17 protein-coding genes are annotated in these 20,151 nt (G+C 64.6%); 8 read left to right on the plus strand and 9 right to left on the minus strand.

Features of this window, described 5'->3' with window-relative positions; all coding sequences use genetic code 11:
• Positions 1–35 precede the first annotated feature (35 nt).
• Entirely contained in the window at positions 36–1,268 is a 1,233-nt protein-coding gene (locus GM676_RS19525; RefSeq protein ID WP_155465557.1) for a putative DNA modification/repair radical SAM protein, read from the plus strand.
• Positions 1,265–2,698 (plus strand): UdgX family uracil-DNA binding protein, encoded by a 1,434-nt coding sequence (locus tag GM676_RS19530; RefSeq protein ID WP_229262778.1) that lies wholly within the window; start codon positions 1,265–1,267, stop codon positions 2,696–2,698. Before GM676_RS19525 ends, GM676_RS19530 begins: the two co-directional genes overlap by 4 nt.
• Here the strand turns inward: GM676_RS19530 and GM676_RS19535 are convergent.
• Together GM676_RS19535 and GM676_RS19540 are read right to left on the minus strand one after the other, a co-directional pair.
• A complete protein-coding gene (locus tag GM676_RS19535) occupies positions 2,670–3,032 on the minus strand; it encodes a DUF4870 family protein (RefSeq protein WP_155465558.1) in 363 nt (120 codons plus the stop codon). The genes GM676_RS19530 and GM676_RS19535 overlap by 29 nt on opposite strands.
• Before the next feature lie 32 nt (positions 3,033–3,064).
• Positions 3,065–3,964 (minus strand): alpha/beta hydrolase family protein, encoded by a 900-nt coding sequence (locus GM676_RS19540; RefSeq protein ID WP_155465559.1) that lies wholly within the window; start codon positions 3,962–3,964, stop codon positions 3,065–3,067.
• A gap of 55 nt (positions 3,965–4,019) precedes the next feature.
• Between GM676_RS19540 and GM676_RS19545 the strand changes: the two genes are divergently transcribed.
• Both GM676_RS19545 and GM676_RS19550 read left to right on the plus strand, forming a co-directional pair.
• Positions 4,020–4,505: a low molecular weight protein-tyrosine-phosphatase gene (locus GM676_RS19545; RefSeq protein WP_155465560.1), complete on the plus strand. Its 486-nt coding sequence runs from the start codon at positions 4,020–4,022 to the stop codon at positions 4,503–4,505.
• A 27-nt stretch (positions 4,506–4,532) separates the two neighbouring features.
• Positions 4,533–5,501, plus strand: coding sequence for a sensor domain-containing diguanylate cyclase (locus GM676_RS19550; protein WP_371866303.1), 969 nt, complete (start codon positions 4,533–4,535; stop codon positions 5,499–5,501).
• Here GM676_RS19550 and serB read toward each other — a convergent pair whose 3' ends face one another.
• Genes serB through GM676_RS19565 form a run of 3 tightly spaced genes read right to left on the minus strand, consistent with a single transcriptional unit; the run spans position 5,502 to position 10,784 of the window.
• The gene (gene serB / locus GM676_RS19555; RefSeq protein WP_155465599.1) at positions 5,502–6,344 is read right to left on the minus strand and encodes a phosphoserine phosphatase SerB; all 843 of its coding nucleotides are present in this window, start codon (positions 6,342–6,344) and stop codon (positions 5,502–5,504) included.
• Positions 6,345–6,380: 36 nt separating this feature from the next.
• Positions 6,381–9,830, minus strand: a complete 3,450-nt coding sequence (mfd, locus tag GM676_RS19560) for a transcription-repair coupling factor (protein WP_155465561.1) — start codon at positions 9,828–9,830, stop codon at positions 6,381–6,383.
• Positions 9,831–9,854: 24 nt separating this feature from the next.
• A complete protein-coding gene (locus GM676_RS19565) occupies positions 9,855–10,784 on the minus strand; it encodes a 5'-nucleotidase (RefSeq protein ID WP_155465562.1) in 930 nt (309 codons plus the stop codon).
• A gap of 130 nt (positions 10,785–10,914) precedes the next feature.
• On the opposite strand from GM676_RS19565, the gene GM676_RS19570 reads away from it, so the two are divergent.
• A complete protein-coding gene (locus GM676_RS19570; protein WP_229262774.1) occupies positions 10,915–12,063 on the plus strand; it encodes a GGDEF domain-containing protein in 1,149 nt (382 codons plus the stop codon).
• A 22-nt stretch (positions 12,064–12,085) separates the two neighbouring features.
• Here GM676_RS19570 and GM676_RS19575 read toward each other — a convergent pair whose 3' ends face one another.
• Positions 12,086–13,306: a lipase family protein gene (locus GM676_RS19575; protein WP_155465563.1), complete on the minus strand. Its 1,221-nt coding sequence runs from the start codon at positions 13,304–13,306 to the stop codon at positions 12,086–12,088.
• A 116-nt stretch (positions 13,307–13,422) separates the two neighbouring features.
• Here GM676_RS19575 and GM676_RS19580 point away from each other — a divergent pair, with 116 nt between their 5' ends.
• The gene (locus tag GM676_RS19580; protein WP_155465564.1) at positions 13,423–14,445 is read left to right on the plus strand and encodes a helix-turn-helix transcriptional regulator; all 1,023 of its coding nucleotides are present in this window, start codon (positions 13,423–13,425) and stop codon (positions 14,443–14,445) included.
• A gap of 73 nt (positions 14,446–14,518) precedes the next feature.
• The gene (locus GM676_RS19585; protein WP_155465565.1) at positions 14,519–14,977 is read left to right on the plus strand and encodes a hypothetical protein; all 459 of its coding nucleotides are present in this window, start codon (positions 14,519–14,521) and stop codon (positions 14,975–14,977) included.
• Here the strand turns inward: GM676_RS19585 and GM676_RS19590 are convergent, their stop codons facing one another.
• Both GM676_RS19590 and GM676_RS19595 read right to left on the minus strand, forming a co-directional pair.
• Positions 14,978–15,922, minus strand: a complete 945-nt coding sequence (locus tag GM676_RS19590) for a lipase secretion chaperone (RefSeq protein WP_229262775.1) — start codon at positions 15,920–15,922, stop codon at positions 14,978–14,980. It lies immediately after the preceding gene.
• Positions 15,922–16,836, minus strand: coding sequence for a lipase family alpha/beta hydrolase (locus GM676_RS19595; RefSeq protein WP_155465566.1), 915 nt, complete (start codon positions 16,834–16,836; stop codon positions 15,922–15,924). Before GM676_RS19595 ends, GM676_RS19590 begins: the two co-directional genes overlap by 1 nt.
• Before the next feature lie 157 nt (positions 16,837–16,993).
• Between GM676_RS19595 and GM676_RS19600 the strand changes: the two genes are divergently transcribed.
• The gene (locus tag GM676_RS19600; protein ID WP_155465567.1) at positions 16,994–17,734 is read left to right on the plus strand and encodes a TetR/AcrR family transcriptional regulator; all 741 of its coding nucleotides are present in this window, start codon (positions 16,994–16,996) and stop codon (positions 17,732–17,734) included.
• Here GM676_RS19600 and GM676_RS19605 read toward each other — a convergent pair.
• On the minus strand, positions 17,703–20,048 hold the full coding sequence (locus GM676_RS19605) for a penicillin-binding protein 1A (protein WP_155465602.1): 2,346 nt from the start codon (positions 20,046–20,048) through the stop codon (positions 17,703–17,705). The two genes, GM676_RS19600 and GM676_RS19605, sit on opposite strands and share 32 nt — an antisense overlap.
• Positions 20,049–20,151 lie beyond the last annotated feature (103 nt).

The following is a 20,151-nucleotide window of genomic DNA, read 5'->3' on the forward strand; positions in this document are numbered from 1 at the left end:
TATACTGTATATAAACGCAGTATATCGAGGTTGCGATGGAGTTGAAGGACAAGCTGGAAATACTGGCCGATGCGGCCAAATATGACGCCTCCTGCGCCAGCAGCGGAGCGCCTAAGCGTAACTCGGTGGGCAAGGAGGGATTGGGCGCGACTACCGGCATGGGCATTTGTCACAGCTATACGCCCGATGGGCGCTGCGTGTCGCTGCTCAAGGTGTTGTTGACCAATTACTGTTTGTACGATTGCCAGTATTGTGTCAACCGGCGCACGTCGAATGTGCCGCGTGCGCGCTTTTCGGTCGCCGAGGTGGTCCGGCTGACCACCGATTTCTATCTCCGCAATTACATCGATGGGCTGTTTCTCAGCTCGGGCATTATCCAGTCGGCGGATTACACCATGGAGCAGCTGGTGCAGGTGGCGCGTCAGCTACGCGAAGTGCACCAATTCCGTGGTTACATTCATTTGAAGACAATACCGGATGCCGATCCTGCGCTGATTGCGGCGGCGGGGCGCTATGCCGACCGTTTGAGCGTGAACATTGAGTTGCCCACGCAGGACAGTGTACGGAAACTGGCGCCGGAGAAGAGTGTTCACACCATCAAGCTGGCCATGGGCTCGATCCGCCGCAAGCTCGATGAGCGCGCGGAAGAGCCGAAGGCGCCGCGCTTTGCGCCGGCGGGGCAGAGCACGCAGATGATTGTTGGCGCCGATGGCAGCGACGATCAGCAGATTTTGTCGACGGCGGAAACGCTGTACGGCAGCTATAAGCTCAAGCGCGTCTACTACTCGGCGTTTAGTCCGATTCCGCAGAGTCCCCGCAGTGTGCCACTGGCGCCGCCGCCTTTGTTGCGGGAGCATCGCTTGTATCAGGCCGATTTTCTGATGCGCGGTTATGGCTTTCAGGCGGGCGAGCTGCTGCCGGCTGGCGGCGGCAATCTGGCGCTGGATATTGATCCCAAGCTGGCGTGGGCGCTGGACCATCGCGAGCATTTTCCTTTGGATCTCAATCGTGCGGAGCCGCACATGATCGCGCGCGTGCCGGGTATTGGACTGCGCAACGCGCAGCGGATTGTCGAGTTGCGACGGCTGCGGCAGGTGCGCTATCAGGATTTGTCGCGGCTGAGGTGCAGCATGAAGAAGATTGCGCCATTCATCATCACCGCGGACTATTTTCCTGCGCGTGACGCCAGTCCGTCCGAGCATTTGCGGCGGGCGATGGCGGAGGCGCCGCGGCAGATGAATTTGTGGCCGGAGTTGCAAGCGGCATGATGCGCAAGGTGGTGCGGACGTTCGACGAGTGGCGTGCGGCCGTGCGCGACCTAATCGCGCGCCGCGTGCCGCCGGAATCCGTAGAATGGGCTTCCAGCGAAGACGACGCCGACCTCTTCACCATCGCCGCGCCGTCCGCTGCGGGGCTGCTCGCCGACGGCACTTTGGCGGGGGCGTCGCGCTTGCCGCGCGGGTTGGTGGAGATGCTGGCGGCCGCCGCGTGTTTCAGCGCCGCCGATCGCTGGGCTTTTCTCTACAAGCTGGTTTGGCGCTGGCAGCTCGGCGAGCGCGAAGTCATCTCGGCGGCCGATCCGGACGGTGCGCGTCTGCACGCCATGATCAAAGCCGTCCGGCGCGAGGAGCACGACATGCACGCCTACATCCGTTTCCGCGAACGTCCCGAACACGCCGGCGCTCCGCGCTTCATCGCCTGGTTCGAGCCCACGCACGAGGTACTCCCGCAAGTCGCCCGGCACTTCGCCAACCGCATGGGCCACCACACCTGGATGATCGCCACGCCAACCGCCACCGTCATCTGGGACGGCGAACGCCTGCACGACGCGCCGCCACGCCTGCGCAGCGCCGCCGACATCGAAGACAGCGGCGAAGCCCTCTGGCTCACCTACTACCGCAGCATCTTCAATCCCGCCCGCCTGAACGCGGACCTGCTGCGCAGCCACATCCCATCGCGCTTCTGGAAAAATCTTCCTGAAGGCGCCATCGTGCCGGCCATGATCAGCGGCGCCGCCAACGGCGAACGCCGCACCGGCCAGACCAGCACCGTCGGCCGCCGCGGCGGCGCCACCACCATCGCCGTGACGCCGGAACGCGCGCAACCGCGGCGCGACGAACCGGACACGCTCGACCAGTGCCGCCGCTGCGACCTGTGGCGCAACGCCACCCAAGCGGTTCCCGGCGTCGGGCCAAAGAAAGCGCGCATCATGCTGGTCGGCGAACAGCCCGGCGATCAGGAGGATTTGCAAGGCCAGCCTTTCGTCGGCCCGGCCGGCGCGGTGCTCGACCGCGCGCTGGCCGAAGCCGGCGTGGAACGCGACCACGTCTACCTGACCAACGCCGTCAAGCACTTCAAATGGGAGCTGCGCGGCAAACGCCGCCTGCACAAGACGCCTGCACAGCGCGAGGTGGCTGCGTGCCACGTCTGGCTGGAAGAAGAACTGGCGCGCGTGAAACCGGACGTGGTGGTGGCGCTGGGCGCCACCGCACTCAAGTCCGTGATGAAAGACGGCAGCGCCACCATGAGCGCCGTGATGGACGCGCCATTCCAGCATGAGGGCCGCTGGGTGGTCGCGGTCTACCACCCGTCGTTCGTGCTGCGGGCGCGGGATGAGGAAAGCCGGCGGCAGGCCTATGAAGTCATCGTCGCCGGCCTGCGCGAAGCGCTTAAATTGGCGCCGGCTCGTTCCGGTTAATACGGGTGACGCCGACGATCAGGCGATACGCCTTCCACAGCCACGCGCCGATCCAGATCAGCCATGCAACCGGAATGCCGATAATCGTCATGAAGAACACCGCGCCCACCACCACCAGCACGATGTACCACCAGAACGAACGGATCATCCAGGTGTGATGGCTGTGCACAAACGTGCCCTCGGTGCTCGGCCGTTGCAGATAGTTGAAGATCAGCGGCACGATGGAGAACGCGCCCAGCGAGAAAATGAAACTGACCGCATGGATGAGATACAGCCACCACGCGGTGCTCTTGGCCGATTCCAGCCGGTTGTCCAGTACCAGTTCTTGAGACATGACTTCTCCTTGGTCGTTTGTTTTTAGTATAACTAATTGGCTGGGCGATTGTCGCACAGTGTCCGCCGCAGGAACGCCGTCACGTCGGCGAAGAATGCAGGCTGGATGCTTTCGCGGTCGAAGCCTTCGGGATCTTGCGAGGGCTTGAAACCCGGCCGCGTCATCTCGGGCGGGAACTTGCTCATGAAGGCGAAGTGGCCGGCGCCCGGAATATCCTTGTGCTCCACCAGCGCGGGCCGGGCTACGCCCTCGATGATCTTGTGCGCGTGTTCGATGGGCGTGACCTCGTCCTTTTCGCCGGTGCGCATCAGGATCGGCAGATCCACTGGCCGCAGCGAACCGGCGATGAACCAGAAGGTGGCGGGATTGAGCAGTACCAGCGAGCGGATACGGGCGTCCGGCGTCACCGGCACCTGCTCGGGCGGCGCATTGGAATCCTTGCGCTCATATGGTCCGCTCCAGGCGATGCCGCCGGCCGCCGCCAGTGCCGTGTAGCCGCCGATGGAATGGCCGATCACCGCCACGCCATCGCGGGTGATATGCGTTCCCAGCACCGCGTCGTTCAGCGCCGCATCGATGGTGAGCGTGATGTGGCGCGGGCGGTTGGCCAGATTGGCGGCGGTGCCGGCCAGCGTATTGTCGGTGCGCGTATTGCCGGTGTGGGCGGGCAGGGCGACCACGAAGCCCGCCAATGCGAGGTGTCTGGCCAATTGGCGATACGCCCACGGCGTGCCCGAATGCCCGTGCGAGACCACCACCAGCGGAAACACGCCATCGGCCGGCGCCGCGTCGCGCGCCACGTCCAGCGAGTAGGGGCCGAAATGCTCGGTCTTTTCCTCGCCCGTGGCCGGGTAGAGCAGGGCCACAGGCACCACCGCGCCCTGCACGGCATCTTCCACATTCAACAGGCGGCAGCCGCAGATCGGTGTCATTCGGTCTCCATAAAATATAAAATGCAAGCATGTTGATTATATAAGGAGTCCGTCCATGTCCAAGCCGGTATCGGTGCTATTTGTCTGCATGGGGAATATCTGCCGCTCGCCGACGGCGGAGGGCGTGTTCCGGCATCGCGTGGAAGCGGCCGGGCTGGGGCACCGTTTTCACATCGATTCGGCCGGCACGCACGGCTACCACGTCGGCGAACCGCCAGACGCGCGCTCGATGGAATATGCCCTCAAGCGCGGTTACGACCTGTCGGCCCAGCGCTCGCGCAAGGTGACGGCGGAGGATTTCGAAAACTTCGACCACCTGCTGGCCATGGATCACGAGAATCTGAAGTTGCTCAAAGCGGCATGCCCGCCGCGACACCAGCATAAACTGGGCCTCATCATGTCCCACGCCACCCGCAGCGGCTCGGACGTGGTGCCCGACCCCTACTACGGTGGCGCCAAAGGCTTCGACCAAGTGCTGGACTATATCGAAGATGCCACAGATGGGTTAATAGCTGCGCTGGACGGCCGAAAGATGGGGTAGTACTGGGGGCAAGTGCAGGAGGTCGTCGTGAAAGAGCCCAGCTTCCCCGAGAATGAGGCGCTTCGGCTGGTAACGCTGAAGTCGCTGAATGTACTGGATACACCGGCCGAAGAGCGTTTCGACCGCGTTACCCGCATGGCCAGGCGCATGTTCCGCGTCCCTGTCGCTTTGGTCAGCCTGGTCGATGAAAACCGCCAGTGGTTCAAGTCGGCGCAGGGCATCGATACCTGCGAGACGCCGCGTAGCGTCTCTTTCTGCGGCCACGCCATCCTCGGCGACGATATCTTTGTGATTCCCAATGCGCTGCAAGACCCGCGCTTCGCCGACAATCCGCTGGTGACGGGCGACCCGCATATCCGCTTCTACGCCGGTTGCCCGCTGCGTTCCGCCGGCGGTGTCAAGGTTGGCACGCTATGCCTGATCGACCACGTGCCGCGCGAGTTCGAGGAGGAAGACGCCATCGCTCTGCGCGATTTGGCCGCCATGGTGGAGGACGAACTGACCGCCTTCCAGAGCGCTACCACCGATGAACTGACCCGCATTTCCAATCGCCGGGGCTTTCTGCAACTGGCGCAATACGGGCTGAATTTCTGCTCGCGCCACCATCTGCCGGCGGCGCTGGCCTTTATCGATCTCGATCGCTTCAAGCCGATCAACGACAAATTCGGCCACGCCGAGGGTGATCGCGCGCTGATGGCATTTGCGGAAGTGATGCGCGCCTGTTTCCGCAGCACGGATTTGTTTGCGCGGCTGGGGGGCGATGAGTTTGTGGTGCTGCTGGCCGGCGCCACCAGGGACGATGCGCAGGCCGTGCTGGAAAAATTCGGCGGCATGCTGGGTGCCTATAACACCAGGGCGCAGCGTGGATACCGGTTGTATTTCTCCTGCGGCGTGGTGGAATTCGATCCAGCCGCGTCGCACAGCGTGGAGGAGCTATTGGCCGCGGGCGATGCGCATATGTACGCGATCAAGGCGGCCAAGCGGGAATTGCACTAATCAGGTCAGCAGCGGCAGAATGCCATCCAGACCGGCGAAGTTGAGGGCGACGTTGGCCTGCTCGCGCACGACCGGCTTGGCACGGAAGGCCACCGACATGCCGGAGATGCTCATCATCTTCAAGTCGTTGGCGCCGTCGCCCATCACAATCGCCTGCGATGGCTGGATGCCCAGCTCCGCGCAAACACGTTCCACGGTGCGCTTCTTCTCGTCGGCGTCGACGATGCCGCCAATGACTTTGCCGGTCAGTTTGCCGTCCTTGATTTCCAGCTGGTTGGCGTGGGTGTAGTCCAGGCCCAGGCGCGCTTTCAGGCGCTCGGTGAAGAAGGTGAAGCCGCCCGATACCAGCAGGGTTTTCAGGCCGGCCGCCTGCACCGCTTTCAGCATGGTCTCGGCGCCCAGCGACAATTGCAGGCGTTCTTCGTACACCCGCTCCAGTGCCGACGCGTCCAGGCCTTCCAGCAGCGCCACGCGGCGTTTCAGGCTGGCCGAGAAATCCAGCTCGCCGCGCATGGCCGCCTCGGTGATTTCCGATACCTGCTTTTTCAGGCCCTGCATGTCGGCGATTTCGTCGATGCATTCGATGGTGATCAGGGTCGAGTCCATGTCCATGGCCACCAGTTTGAACTCGCTCATCTTGTGATAGCCGATCGAGTAGGTGGCGTCCAGCTGCGCGGCTTGCGCCGCCACTTCGATGGTCTGGCGCAGCGCCGGCGAGAAGGTGATGGCTTCGCAGCGCACGGCGCGCTCGCTCAACCAGGTCAGGTTGGCCGACGCGGTCAATGCGGCGATGCGCTCAAGGCGCGGTTTGCAATTGTCAGCGCCTTGCAGCACCAGATTCATGGCGGTTTGTGCGATAGTCATGTGGCGTAGAGGTAGTTAAGTAAGTTGTTTGATCGCGGCCTTGATCTGCGCTACGCGCGCGGACAGGTCCGGCATGGCGGCGGTGATTTTTAATTTGTCCTGGCCATTCAGCTTGATCTGGCGGTTCTTCTGTATCAGCTCGATGATGCGCATCGGGTCGATCGGCGGCTTGGGCATGAATTGCAGATTGGCCGCTTCCGTGTGGGCGTCGATCTTGATGATGCCGACCGTCTTGGCGGCGATGCGCAGGCGATGGGTTTCGATCAGCGCCTTCACCGGCTCCGGCAGCTTGCCGAAGCGGTCGATCAGTTCCTCCTGCATGTCGTCGATCTTGCCCTGGGATGCGCAGTTGGCCATGCGTTTGTAGATCGACAGGCGTTCGTGCACGTCGCCGCAGAAATCGGCCGGCAGCAGGGCTGGCACGTGCAGGTTGATTTCGGTGGTGGTGGCCAGCGGCGCGGCCAGGTCCGGCTCCTTGCCGGCCTTGAGCGAGCGCACCGCTTCGTTCAGCATGTCCGAGTACAGCTGGAAGCCGATTTCGGTCATCTCGCCGGACTGGTTGTCGCCCAATACTTCGCCGGCGCCGCGAATCTCCAGATCGTGCATGGCGAGGTAGAAGCCCGAGCCCAGTTCTTCCATCTGCTGGATGGCGTCCAGGCGGCGCTGCGCCTGTTTGGTCAGCGATTGCACGTCGTGCACCAGCAGGTAGGCATAGGCCTGGTGGTGCGAACGGCCGACGCGGCCGCGCAGCTGGTGCAGCTGCGCCAGGCCGAATTTGTCGGCGCGGTGCATGATGATGGTGTTCGCGGTCGGCACGTCGATGCCGGTTTCGATAATCGTGGTGCACAGCAGGATGTTGAAGCGCTGCGCCACGAAGTCGCGCATCACTTTTTCCAGATCGCGTTCGTGCATCTGGCCGTGGGCCACGCCGATGCGCGCTTCCGGCAGCAGCTCGGTCAGCATCGCCAGGCGGTTCTGGATGGTCTCCACCTCGTTGTGCAGGAAGTAGACCTGGCCGCCGCGCTTGAGTTCACGCAGGCAGGCCTCGCGGATCACGGACTCCTGCTCGCTGCGCACAAAGGTCTTGATGGCCAGGCGCTTTTGCGGCGCGGTGGCGATGACGGAGAAGTCGCGCAGGCCTTCCAGCGCCATGCCCAGCGTGCGCGGGATCGGCGTGGCGGTCAGCGTCAGCACGTCCACTTCGGCGCGCAGCGACTTCAAAGCTTCCTTCTGGCGCACACCGAAACGGTGTTCCTCGTCGATGATGACCAGGCCGAGGCGGGTGAATTTCACATCGTCCGACAGCAGCTTGTGGGTGCCGATGATGATGTCCAGCGTGCCGTCGGCCATGCCTTTGATGGCCTGGGCGATCTCTTTGCCGGTGCGGAAGCGCGACATTTCGGCGATGCGCACCGGCCAGTCGGCAAAGCGGTCGGCGAAGGTCTGCGCGTGCTGTTCGGCCAGCAGGGTGGTTGGCGCGAGAATCGCCACCTGCTTGCCGCCCATGACGGCGATAAAGGCCGCGCGCAGCGCCACTTCGGTCTTGCCGAAGCCGACGTCGCCGCACACCAGCCGGTCCATCGGCTTGCCCGAGGTCATGTCGCGCACCACGTTGTTGATGGCTTCCTGCTGGTCCGGCGTTTCCTCGAAGCCGAAGCTGTCGGCGAAGCGCTCGTAGTCGTGGGCCGAATATTCGAACGCGTGGCCCTGGCGCAGCGCGCGGCGGGCGTAGAGGTTGAGCAGTTCGGCGGCGGTGTCGCGCACCTGTTCCGCCGCCTTGCGCTTGGCTTTTTCCCACTGGCCGGAGCCCAGCGTGTGCAGCGGCGCGTCGTCCGGCGAGGCGCCGGAGTAGCGCGAGATCACATGCAGCTGCGAGACCGGCACATACAGCTTGGTCTCCTTGGCGTATTCGAGGTGCAGGAATTCCGCCTCGCCTTCGCCCAGGTCCATGCTGGTCAGGCCCATGTAGCGGCCGATGCCATGGTTGACGTGCACCACCGGATCGCCGATCTTCAGCTCGGACAGGTCGCGCACCATCGATTCGACTTGCGTGACGGCTTCCTGTTTCTTCTTGCCGGCGCGGCGGCCGGAGCCCGCATACAGTTCGGTCTCGGTGATGAAAATCAGGTGCGCGCCGTCGGCCGACAATTCGAAGCCGGCGTGCAGCGGCGCCACGCCCAGGGCAAGCCTGGCGTCGGAGGCGATGAAGCCTTGGTAGCCTTCCACGCCGGCCAGCGGCAGGTCGTATTCGTTGAAGTACTGTTGCAGCGTTTCACGGCGGCCGTTGGATTCGGCGCAGATCATCACGCGGCTGCCGGACTGCATCAGATAGGCGCGCAGATTGGTCAGCGGGTCGTCCAGATGGCGGTTGACGGCGATATCCGGCACCGGCGCGGACAGTTCGGAGGCGCCGGCATCGGCGTTATTGCGCACGGCGATCTGCGGATACGGCTTGGCCAGCACGAAGAACTGCTCTTCGTTCAGGAACAGCTCTTCCGGCGCCATGATGGGGCGCTCGCGGTCGGCCTTGATGAAGCGGTAGCGCGACGAGGTGTCGGTCCAGAAGCGCTTGATCGAGGCCTCGATGTCGCCGACGGTGGCCACCACCGCGCCTTGCGGCAGGTAGTCGAACAGCGTGGCGGTCTGCTCGAAGAACAGCGGCAGGTAGTATTCGATACCGGCGGAGGCGATGCCGGCGCCGATGTCCTTGTAAATCACGGCGCGCGAAGGATCGCCTTCGAAATGCTCGCGCCAGCGGCTGCGGAAGGCGGTGCGCGAGGCCTCATCCATCGGGAACTCGCGGCCCGGCAGCAGGCGCACCTGCTTGACCGGGTACAGCGAGCGCTGGGTGTCGGCGTCGAAGGTGCGGATGGTTTCGATGGTGTCGCCGAACAGGTCGAGGCGGTACGGCAGCGCGGAACCCATGGGGAACAGGTCGATCAAGCCGCCGCGCACCGAATATTCGCCGGGCGACATCACTTGCGTGACGTGGGTGTAGCCGGCCAGCGTCAGCTGGGACTTGAGCTGCGCCTCGTCCAGCGATTCGCCCTGCTGGAAGAAGAAGGTGTAGGCGGCCAGGAAGGACGGCGGCGCCATGCGCACCAGCGCGGTGGTGGCCGGCACCAGCATCACATCGCACTGGCCGCTGGAGATTTCGTGCAGCGTCGCCAGACGCTCGGACACCAGGTCCTGGTGCGGCGAGAAGGCGTCGTAGGGCAGGGTTTCCCAATCCGGCAGCAGATGGCAGCGCAGTTGATCGCCGCCGAACCAGGGGATTTCATCCAGCAGGCGCTGGGCGTCGCTGGCGTTGGCGACCACGATGGCCAGCATCTGGCCGCGCGATTTGAGGTCGAGCGCGATTTGCGCGAGGGCGTAAGCGTCCGCCGAGCCATGCAGCGCGGGCAGGGCAAAGCGGTTGCCGGGTTTGGGAATGGATTTAGTTAAGGCTGACGACACAACAGACATTCAACGGTTAATCTAAGCGCTACATTATACGCGGTTAGCCACGCCGAATGGGATGTGCACCATCGGGATATTCCCGGCAGGCGACTTCAGGTGGCTTAGCTGGTCGTCAAAGAACATATGCGGCCTGAAGATGCTCAGCACCCGCGCTTTTTCCATCCCGCCGAGGAAGAAGGTTTCGTTGGCCGACACGCCCCAGCTTTTCAGGGTGGTCACCACGCGCTCGTGCGCCGGCGCGCTGCGGGCCGTGATGATGGCGATGCGCAGGATTTTCTTGTACGCCGGATTGGCGCGCTGCGCGTCTTCCTCCATCTGCTGCATCAGCGACAGCTTGCGGAACAGGTCGGCCAGCGGGCCGGGTTGGTGCGGAATGGCCACGCGCTCGGTCTCGTGGGCGTGGAATTCATCCACATTGTTGTTGCGCTTGAAGACGGTTTCCGACTCATCGTCGGCGATCACGCCGTCAAAGTCGAAGGCGATGCGCAGTTCGCCGTCGTTTTCGTCGTCCTCGGTGCGCGAGGGCAGCACCAGGCCGGCCGGATGGTTGGCGTCCAGCGCGCGCCGCACGTCTTCCTCGTTGGCGCTCAAGAACAGCGAGGTGTTGAAGGCCGGCAGATAGGTGTAGGGCGATTGCCCGGTCAGAAAGCAGGCGCGCGAGATGTCCAGGCCGTAGTGCGCGATCGAATTCATCACCCGCAGCCCGGTTTCCGGCGAGTTGCGCGAAAACAGCACCACTTCCACCGGCGCACTTTGCGGATGGTGCTTGTTGATGCTGAGGAAGCGGCGGATGAAGGGGAAGGCCACGCCCTTGTCCAGCACCGTGCCGATCTGCTGTTCCTGGTACTTGCGGTAGGCTTCGGCGCCGCCCTCCAGGTACACCTGGTGCGAGGCGGTCAGGTCAAACAGGGCGCTGGAGGCGATGCCGATCACCAGCTTGTGCTCAATCGGGTAGGGCATGGGTCTGTCGTTAGTCTGCGATGAACCACACTTTACCCGATCGCGGGCCGCCGTGAGCGCCCGATTGGTTTCTTTTCTGCAATTTAGCCATTGCTTCAAGGCAGTCGCTGCGCTACATTGATACTTCCTCATGATGGATGCTGGTGTGCTGAATCTCGATACCCTGTTGCTGGTGCAAATTTGCGTGACGCTGCTGACCACGGCGTTGCTGGTCGCTTCCGCCTGTTATACCGACAGCCCGCCCGAGCAGCGCTGGTGGGCGGCCGGCAATGTGGCGGCCTCGGTCGGCATGGTGATGTGCAATCTCGACGGCCTGCCGCCGCTGGCCAACGCGGTGCTGGGCTACGCGGTGATCGCCTTCGGGCTGGGCCTGGTGCTGCGCGGCTTGCGCGTGTATTGCGCCAACACCTTGTCATGGACCAGCATCGCCATCATCACCGGCATCGCGCTGGTGATCGCCGCCTATTACACCTACGTGGCGCCGAGTTTGCGCGCGCGCCTGTGCTTCAGCGGTTTCTATTTCGCCCTGCTGAACTGGATCTGCGCGCTGGCGATCGCGCAGCGCCGCAGCTGGCGCGTGTCCGGCATCGCGCTGGCCGGTTTCGTGCTGCTTGGCGGCGGGTTGTTCCTGCGCGGCGTGCACATGGCAACCCATGGCGATCCGGCCGACGGCGCCAGTTCGCTGGTGATCGCGCTGAGCGCGCTGGTGGTGCCGCTGGGGCAGATCATCATCGCCTTCGGCCTGATCCTGATGGTGATGTGGCGCTACGCCGAGCGCCTGCGCCGCCTGTCGACGCTGGATGCGCTGACCGGGGCGCTCAACCGTGCCGGGCTGGAGATGCAGGGCAAGCGCACCGGCTTACGCGCCCAGCGCGGCGGCCGCAGCCTGGCGGTGATCATGATCGACGTCGACTACTTCAAGGTCATCAACGATACCTACGGCCACCCGGTGGGCGACGAGGTGCTGCGCCACCTGGCGCGGCTGGTGCGACTGGAGCTGCGTCCGCACGACTTGCTGGCGCGCTTTGGCGGCGAGGAGTTCGTGCTGGTGCTGGACGGCGTCGACCGCGAGGCGGCGCTCAAGGTGGCCGAACGGCTGCGCGCGCGCATCGAATACGAGATTGTCGAGTTCGACAATCTGTCGGTGCGCTACACCGCCAGCATGGGAGTGGTTTGCTCCGACCAGCACGACTACGACCTGATCCGCCTGATCTCGGCCGGCGACGCCGCCATGTACGAGGCCAAGCGCGCCGGCCGCAACCGCGTGATCGCCGGTTGATACCGTGGGCGGTGACGGTTAATCAGCTGCCGCAATTGCTGGTCGCCGCTTGCCCCTTGAAGCGGCTTTCGACCCAGTCCGGCAACAGCCTGGCCGCCTGCTCGACCACCGCCACGTGGTCGAGCCCCGCAAACTCCTGATAGTTCACCGCCGAGCCGGCGCCGCACAGGGCCACGCGTTCGCGTTTGGTCAATGGCGGCGGCGTGGTGGTGTCGGCCGAGCCCTGGTAGATCATGAACGGCATGCTGCCCTTGGGCGTGAAGTTATCGACCGCCGTCATCGCATCCCACCATGTCGAGCCGCTGGCCAGCGCGCCCGGCACATAGGCATCCTTGACGCCGGCCGCCGTGTTCCACACGTCGAAGCAGCCGCTGGCCAGCACCGGCAGCTGTTCCATGGCGTCGGCGGTGAGGAAATCGCGATACTTCAAATCCGGGAAGTAGGCCTGGATGCCGGGCAGGGTGGAGATCACGTAGCCGGCGTTTTCCGCGCTGGTCATCGAGTTCAACGTCAGATCCTTGATGCGCACCGCCGGCGCGATCAGCGCCGCGCCCAGGCCGGTGAACTCCGGCGCATAGGTGGCGGCGATGTTCTCGCTCCACATGGTGGTCTGCCCGCCTTGCGACCAGCCGTACATCACGTAGCGTTTGGAGGGATTGGCATCGGTGAATTTTTGCGCCACGCGCAGCATGTCGAGCGAGGCGCGCGCGTTTGGCTGGCCGGCCATGTAGTAGGCCGGGCCGGGCAGGCCGAGGCCGGGATAATCGCTCATCACCACCATATAGCCTTTGGCCAGCAGGGCCGGCAGCGCGGGCACGCGGTCGTGGCCTTGCTCGACGGTGTTGCGGCGCGAGGGCGCGCAGGCGTCCGCCAGGCCGGCGGTTTCGTGGTTCCACAGGACGACATCGCGCTGGCCGCTGGCGGCGGCGGTCGGCACATAGACTTCGCCGGACACATAGGCCAGCTTGCCGGGCTGGATCTCGGACACGTAGACCACGCTCCAGCCCTTGCTGCCGGCGGGGGCGTCGGTGCGTGGCTGGACCTGATAGATGTCGCCGGCCTTGGTGGTGGCGGGCGGCATGGCGGTGATGTCCCAGAAGTCGCTGCCGATGCTGACCTCCTTGTAGGGCGGCACGGTGGCGGCGACGGCGACGCCGTTGCCATCGCCGCAACCGCTGAGCAGGGCCGCGCCGGACAAGGCCAGCCCGCAAGCCAGCGCTGTTGTTTTGCTGAGTAGATTCATGATGGTCTCCGTTATCGTTATGGATGATAAATATCAGGTTGCCTGATATGATTGGATGATACTGGCCGCATGGGCGCGCGCGGCCCTCCTCAAATGCAGGGTATGGAGACATGGCGATGGAACAGGACACTCCGTGGATCAAGGGCGTGGGCAGCGTGGCGGCGTTGCCGGCGGCGCGGTATCAATCGTTCAGCAACGGCCTGCTGGAAATGGGCGAGGCGATGCGGCGCGCCGGCCCGCAGGAATTCCTGCGCGAGACCTTGCTGATCCTGCGCCGCTGCATCGGCTTCGATTCGGCGTGGTGGGGCGAGATGCGTGCGGGGGCGCCGGGCGAGGCGCCGCGCAACGTGCTGCACGCCAGCATCGGCCTGAGCCCGACCTTCGCCGAGGAATGGAACCGCGCCATCGCCGCCGAGGATGACTTTGCCCACGACTCGATCCGCACCCTGGGCACGGTGCTGCGTGCCAGCGGCGAGTGCGATGACGACAGCGAAGCCACGCCGGAGATGGTGGACTTCGTCAAGCGGCACAAGCTGCACACCATCATGGCGATCACGGTGACCTTGCCGGGGAGCGGGCTGTTGTTCTTTGTCTGCCTGTACCGCCATTGCCCGCGCTCGGCGTTTGACGATGTGGAATGCATGTTGTTCCAGGAGTTCATCCAGCACATGCTGCGAAACTGGCAGTACCGTCTGGCGGACTGGCAGGCCACCTCCAGCGCGCCGGCGCTGGACGGCATGGCGATCGCCGACATGCAGGGACGGCTGCATTACGTCGGCGCGCACATCGGCGCGGCGCTGGCGCGGCATGGCGACTGGCAGGGCACGCTGTTGCCGCCGGCGCTGGCGGCGGCGTTGGCGCAATTGCCGTGCAGCGTGGTGGTCGGCGGCAGCAAGCTGGTGCTGGAGCGCATGGGGGGGCTGGTGGCCGTGGTGCTGGCCGGCGAAGGCCAGCGCGCGCGCCTGTCGCCGCGCGAACTGAGCGCGGCGCTGCTGTACGCGCGCGGCCAGTCCTACAAAGAGATCGCCCGCGCGATGGGACTGACGCCCGCCACCGTCCGCACCTACCTGCGCAACGCCTATGCCAGCCTCGGCGTCTCCAACAAAATCGCCCTCGCCACCGCGCTGGCGCACGCTTGATCTGTATCAAACACGTGGGGAGGTGCGGTGCTGGCGTGGTAGCTCATCGATAGCGTATTCAAGGAGAGTGATCATGCATGGCGCCAATGAACACCCGCGAGTTGAGGACTCCGCGCGAAGCTCTTATGATGTGCGTATCGCCGCATTGGAGACGGACGTGGCCGTCATACGCAACAGCTTTGCCACCAAGGACGACATCACGGCGTTACGCGCCGAGATGAACGCTAGTCACGAGCGCATTTTGGCGCTCATCTATGAGTTCAAGCTTGAGGTTCAGACGAACTCAGCTAAGCAGCGGGAAGAGTTTTATGCGGCTTTGGCCAGGCAGCGAGAGGAATTTAATGCCGCCTTGGCCAAGCAGCGAGAGGAGTTGAATGCCGCCCTGGCCAAGCAGCGGGAGGATCTCCATACCGCGCTGGCCGATACGAAAATGGATTTGCATCGCGCGTTAATGGGGCACGTTTGGAAGCTGTATGGCTTTGCTTCCCTGTTGCTGGGTGGGGTGTATTACATCGCCCGTTACGTGCATTGATTATTCGTAGGCCGGCAGGCGCTTTTGTTCGTCGGTGCTGAAGATGCTGTCGCGCAGTTGCTGGAGGGCGGCGGGGTCTTGCGGGAGTTGACTGCGTTGGGCCTGGTAGGTGGTGATGCGGCGTTGCCAGTCGGCTTCCTCGCGGTCGACGTCGGCCAGGCGCGCGGCGGCGGCGGGCGAAATGGCGGCGGCGCGCAGGCGGTAGATTTCGTTGTCGTCGGCGCCGCGTGCGCGGGCGGTGCTGACGGTTTCTTCCAGACGCAGCACGCGCGTGGGCGCGTCTTTTTCCACCCGTGCGGCGGCCGGCAGGGCGGCGTCCAGCGCGGCCAGTTGTTGCTGGCGCCGCGCCGCGGTCAGGCTGGTGTCGCTGTTGATGGCCAGCCGGGTAATGGCATCCTGGTCGTAGGCGTCGGCGGCGTTGAACAGGCCGGCGATTTCCCGTTCGCTGAAATAGGTGCTGCGTAGCTGCTGCATGGCCCCCAATCGCTGGCGTGCGCGGAGCACGGGATCGGTTTGCGGCGGCAGGCCGCGCTCCACGTCGGCCAGGGCACGTTTGTAGGCGAGCCAGGCGTCCAGCAGGCGCCGCGCTTCCGCGGCCGCCGCGGCAGGCAGACGGCGGTCGAGTTCGCGGATGATTTCGCTGCGGATGGCTTCCAGCGGACGCTCGCCAAGGCCGGCCAGGTAGTAGTCGAACAGGTAGGCCAGTTCGGCGTTGACCTCCAGCCGGCCGGCAGTATTGGCGCGGGCGGCGCCGTCCGGGCGTGTGCCCAGCATGGAGGGCACGAAGGCAAAGTAGTCGGGATCGCCGCCCGATGCGGCAGTTGCGCCTGACGCGGCGGTGGCGGTCGCGTCGCCCAGGCCGGCACCTGCGCTGCGCAACAGCAGCCAGCCACCGACACCGGCCGCCATGACGGCCAGCGCGGCCACGCGCAGCGCCCTTCGCATCAGAGTCCCAGTCCCTGCAAGCGGTTGGCTTGCTGGCGGTAGATGGTGACCGGATTGGTCTCGAACAGATTGGTGATGCCGATCAGTTGGTTCACCTCATCCAGATGGTTGAGCGCGTAGTCGTCGCGGATCACGCGGCCCAGATGGCTGGAGCAGCTGCTGACCAGCCCATCATTTTTCGCGCCGTTGAAGGCCAGCGCCGTCAGCGCCAGCACCGGATCGCTGGCGTCCAGCGCATTGGTGTAGGGCTGCGCACCGCTCCAAGAGAAGTAGTACACGCCCTTCACCTGATAATCGCCTTCGCCGCAAGCGGAGGTGGGCACGCCCTGCGGATGGCGGCTGTTGAAGGCCAGCGTGCCGGCCGTGCTGAGCGAGGTCGCCGCCGCGCGCGCATTCTGCGGCAAGGTCGGGCTGCCGGACAGGAAGCTGATGAAGCCCGACACCGCATTCGCCACGCCATAGGTCACATCCGGCACCGCGCCGATCAGCACATCGGCCACGCGCGAGCCTTTGTTGACGCCGCCAACGCTGGTCACCGACGCCACCAGATCCGGCCGCACCGACGCCACATAGCGCGAGGTCGGCCCGCCATGGCTGTGCCCCACCAGATTGACCTTGCTGGCGCCAGTCGCCGCCAGGATCTGCTTGACCTGCAACAGCAACTGCTCGCCGCGCACCTCGGTGCTGTTGGCGGCCGAGACCTGCGTCACGTAGACGTCGGCGCCGCCGCTGCGCAGGGCGGCGGCGATGCCGTAGAAGTAGTCTACCGGCCCCACGCTGTCAAAGCCGAACAGGCCGTGCACCAGCACGATGGGGTATCTGGTCTGGGTGTAGCCGGCCGCCCACGAGGGCGCGGGCAGGGCGAGGAGGAGGGCGAAGCATAACGTCAGGGTCTTCCAGAAGCGTTGTTTCATGGTGGTCTCCGATGTCTATGTTGTGCTGATCAATGTAGCATCGGCGACGCGGCCTTGCAGTCCGCACGCTAGTCCCCAGGAGCCAATCTGCGGGCCTGGTGAGCGCGCGCAGGCTCCTGCGCTATAATCGTCCAAAAAATACATCACAGGGACAACCTTGGCGGCGCAATTCGACTTCCAACAATTTCAGGCTGTGACGCCGCTGGATGGCGTCAATATCTGGGCGTATCTGCTCGACCGTTATGCCGACCGCATCACGGTCAAGCGCCGCAAGCCGGCGCTGGAGAACCTGGAGAAAATCTTCAACGCGACTTTCAAACTGGCCAACGAGGTGGGCTTCCGCGCCATGAATCTGCGCGACCTGTGCGGCGAGACCGGCTTGTCGATGGGCGGCTTGTATGGCTATATCAGCAGCAAGGACCAGCTGGCGGAAATGATCGAGGATGTGGTGCGCCATGTGACGCATGAGCTGCCGAAGAAGTACGCCGGCATCAGCGATCCGCTCGACCGCATCGAGGCGCTGATGCGCGCCTCGATTTATGTGTCGGAGATTTTGCAGCCGTGGTTTTACTTCGTCTTCATGGACTCGCGCGTGTTGCAGGCGGAGCAGCGCGGCACGGCCAAGGAATCGGAGATGCACGTGCAGGCCTTGTTTGCCGAGGTGATCGCGCAGATTCCGAACCGTCCGCACGCCAGTCCGGACCTGGTCGCGGCCCACCTCATGGCCATGTTCCAGGACTGGTACGTCAAGCGCTGGAAGTACCGCGCGGCCGACATCGATCCCGACCGCTTTGCCGACAGCGCCGTGCGCATGATGCGCGGCTATCTGGGTGCCGTCATTCCGGCGCAGGCCGGAATCCAATCCCTTAGCGCACCGGGCCGGTCGGCACCGGCTTGATGTTCTCGGCGTTCGGTGTGGCCGCCGGGGCGGGAGCCGCGGGCGGCGCCGCGCCGGCCGCCGCCGGCTCCACGTTCTCGGCGCCGGCCGGCGTGTCATCCATATCGAGCGTGTGGCGCGCGGCGTCGCCGGTGAATTCATCGTACAGCCACTCGCCGTTCACCTGCGTCAGGCCGGTCGGCAGCGGACGTTCCTGCGGTGGACGGCTCTGCATCGCCACCCGCATGTAATCGATCCAGATCGGCAGCGCCACGGTGGCGCCGAACTCCTTGCCGCCCAGCGACTTGGAATCGTCGTAACCCATCCACGATACCGCCACGATGCCGCCGCCGTAGCCGGCGAACCAGCCGTCGACCGCGTCGCTGGAGGTGCCGGTCTTGCCGGCCAGGTCGGGACGGCCGAGGCGCGCCACCGCGCCGCCGGTGCCGCTGCGCGTCACTTCGCGCATCATCGAGTCCATCACATAGGCGTTGCGCGGATCGAGCACGCGCGCCTCGTCCGGCAGCGTGGTGCGCGGCTTGGCTTCCTGAATCACCTTGCCTTCGCCGTCGACGATCTTCGCGATCAGGTAGGGCTCGACCGTGTAGCCGCCGTTGGCGAATACCGAGTAGGCGCCGGCCAGCTGCGCCGGCGTGACCGAGCCGGTGCCCAGCGCCAGCGTCAGGTTCTTGGGATGCTTGGCCAGGTCGAAGCCGAACTTGCCGAGGTAGCCGTGCGCATACGGCACGGTGATGGCGCGCAGGATGCGCACCGACACCACGTTCTTCGATTCCGACAGCGCGCGCCGCATGGTGATCGGGCCGTCGAACTTGCCGTCGTCATTGCGCGGCGACCAGGCTTCGTTGCCGGTTTCGGCGCCGGTCAGGTCGAGCGGCACGTCGTTGATCAGCGTCGAGGGCGAGAAGCCGCGCTCCAGCGCCGCCGAGTACACGAACGGCTTGATCGAGGAGCCGGGCTGGCGCCAGGCCTGCGTCACGTGGTTGAATTTTTGCAGGTTGTAGTCAAAGCCGCCGACCAGCGCGTGGTAGCCGCCGGTCACCGCGTCCAGCGACACGAAGGCCGCCGCCACCTGCGGCACCTGCGTGATGCTCCAGCCGTTCTTCTCCTGCATGATGCGGACCACGGCGCCGGGACGCAGGCGCAGCGTGTCCTTGGCCTTGTCGGTCAGCGCGTTGGCGGCCAGTTTCAGGCCGTCGCCGGTGATGGTGATTTCCTCGCCGGCCGGGTTCTGCACCTTGACCGCTTTCGGGCCGGCTTCCAGCACCACGGCCGGAATCAGGCCTTCGCTGCCCGGACGTTTTTGCAGCGCTTCCTCGATGGCGTCGTCGCGTTCCTCCTCGCCGGACGGCAGCGCGATGAAGGCTTCCGGGCCGCGGTAGCCGTGGCGCTGGTCGTAGTTCAGCACATTGCGGCGCATCGATTCGTAGGCGGCTTTCTGGTCGGCCTTCAGAATCGTGGTGTAGACGCTGATGCCCTTGGTGTACGAGTCTTCCTTGAACTGCGCGTACACCACCTGGCGCGCCAGTTCGGCCACGTATTCGGCGTGGACGTCGAAGTCCTGGCCTTTGCGGCTGATGTGCAGGGTTTCCTTCAGCGCTTTCTGGAATTGCTGTTCGGTGATGACGTCGTTGTCGCGCATGGCGCGCAGCACGATTTGCTGGCGTTGCCTGGCGCGCTTGGGGTTGACGGCCGGGTTGTGGCGCGCCGGATTCTGCGGCAGGCCGGCCAGCATCGCCATTTCGGCGATCGACAAGTCCTTGAGCGGCTTGCCGAAATAGCTTTGCGCGGCGCTGCCGAAGCCGTACGAGCGCTGGCCGAGGTAGATCTGGTTCATGTACAGCTCAAGGATCTCGTCCTTGCTCAGCGCCGCCTCGATCTTAAAGGAGAGCATGACCTCGTTGAGCTTGCGGCCGTAGAACTTTTCGCGCGTGAGGAAGAAGTTGCGCGCCACCTGCATGGTGATGGTGGAACCGCCCTGGCGCATGGCGCCACCCAGGTTGGCGCGGGCCGCGCCCAGCGCGCGTTTCCAGTCGATGCCGTTGTGCTCGTAGAAGCGCTTGTCCTCGATCGACAGCACGGCTTTCTTCATCATGTCCGGCATGTCCTTGATCGGGATGAAGTCGCGGTGTTCCTCGCCGAATTCGCCGATCAGGGCGTTGTCGGCGGTGTAGATGCGCAGCGGGATTTTCGGGCGATAGTCGGTCACCGCCTCCAGCGAGGGCAGGTTGGGGGCCACGTACAGCAGCAGGTAGGCCAGCAGCAGACCGCCGCCGATCAGGGCGGCCAGTCCGGCGGCAAGGGCGGCGCGTATCATATTGCGGCGGTTGATCCAGGTGGGGAGGGAGGTCGAGGTTGTCAAAACATCATCTCTCGGTTGCACAAGTATGCGCGATTATAGAACAAGGCTATTGTTACTT

Origin of the sequence: Duganella radicis (genome assembly GCF_009720825.1) — a bacterium.
GTDB lineage: Bacteria > Pseudomonadota > Gammaproteobacteria > Burkholderiales > Burkholderiaceae_D > Rugamonas > Rugamonas radicis.

Coding starts and splice junctions, on each gene's coding strand:
- GM676_RS19575 (WP_155465563.1), bottom strand. CDS start 13,306: ATGAATCTACTCAGCAAAACAACAGCGCTGGCTTGCGGGCTGGCCTTG.
- GM676_RS19530 (WP_229262778.1), top strand. CDS start 1,265: ATGATGCGCAAGGTGGTGCGGACGTTCGACGAGTGGCGTGCGGCCGTG.
- GM676_RS19585 (WP_155465565.1), top strand. CDS start 14,519: ATGCATGGCGCCAATGAACACCCGCGAGTTGAGGACTCCGCGCGAAGC.
- serB (WP_155465599.1), bottom strand. CDS start 6,344: ATGAATCTGGTGCTGCAAGGCGCTGACAATTGCAAACCGCGCCTTGAG.
- GM676_RS19535 (WP_155465558.1), bottom strand. CDS start 3,032: ATGTCTCAAGAACTGGTACTGGACAACCGGCTGGAATCGGCCAAGAGC.
- GM676_RS19570 (WP_229262774.1), top strand. CDS start 10,915: ATGATGGATGCTGGTGTGCTGAATCTCGATACCCTGTTGCTGGTGCAA.
- mfd (WP_155465561.1), bottom strand. CDS start 9,830: ATGTCTGTTGTGTCGTCAGCCTTAACTAAATCCATTCCCAAACCCGGC.
- GM676_RS19590 (WP_229262775.1), bottom strand. CDS start 15,922: ATGCGAAGGGCGCTGCGCGTGGCCGCGCTGGCCGTCATGGCGGCCGGT.
- GM676_RS19525 (WP_155465557.1), top strand. CDS start 36: ATGGAGTTGAAGGACAAGCTGGAAATACTGGCCGATGCGGCCAAATAT.
- GM676_RS19540 (WP_155465559.1), bottom strand. CDS start 3,964: ATGACACCGATCTGCGGCTGCCGCCTGTTGAATGTGGAAGATGCCGTG.
- GM676_RS19545 (WP_155465560.1), top strand. CDS start 4,020: ATGTCCAAGCCGGTATCGGTGCTATTTGTCTGCATGGGGAATATCTGC.
- GM676_RS19605 (WP_155465602.1), bottom strand. CDS start 20,048: ATGATACGCGCCGCCCTTGCCGCCGGACTGGCCGCCCTGATCGGCGGC.
- GM676_RS19580 (WP_155465564.1), top strand. CDS start 13,423: ATGGAACAGGACACTCCGTGGATCAAGGGCGTGGGCAGCGTGGCGGCG.
- GM676_RS19595 (WP_155465566.1), bottom strand. CDS start 16,836: ATGAAACAACGCTTCTGGAAGACCCTGACGTTATGCTTCGCCCTCCTC.
- GM676_RS19565 (WP_155465562.1), bottom strand. CDS start 10,784: ATGCCCTACCCGATTGAGCACAAGCTGGTGATCGGCATCGCCTCCAGC.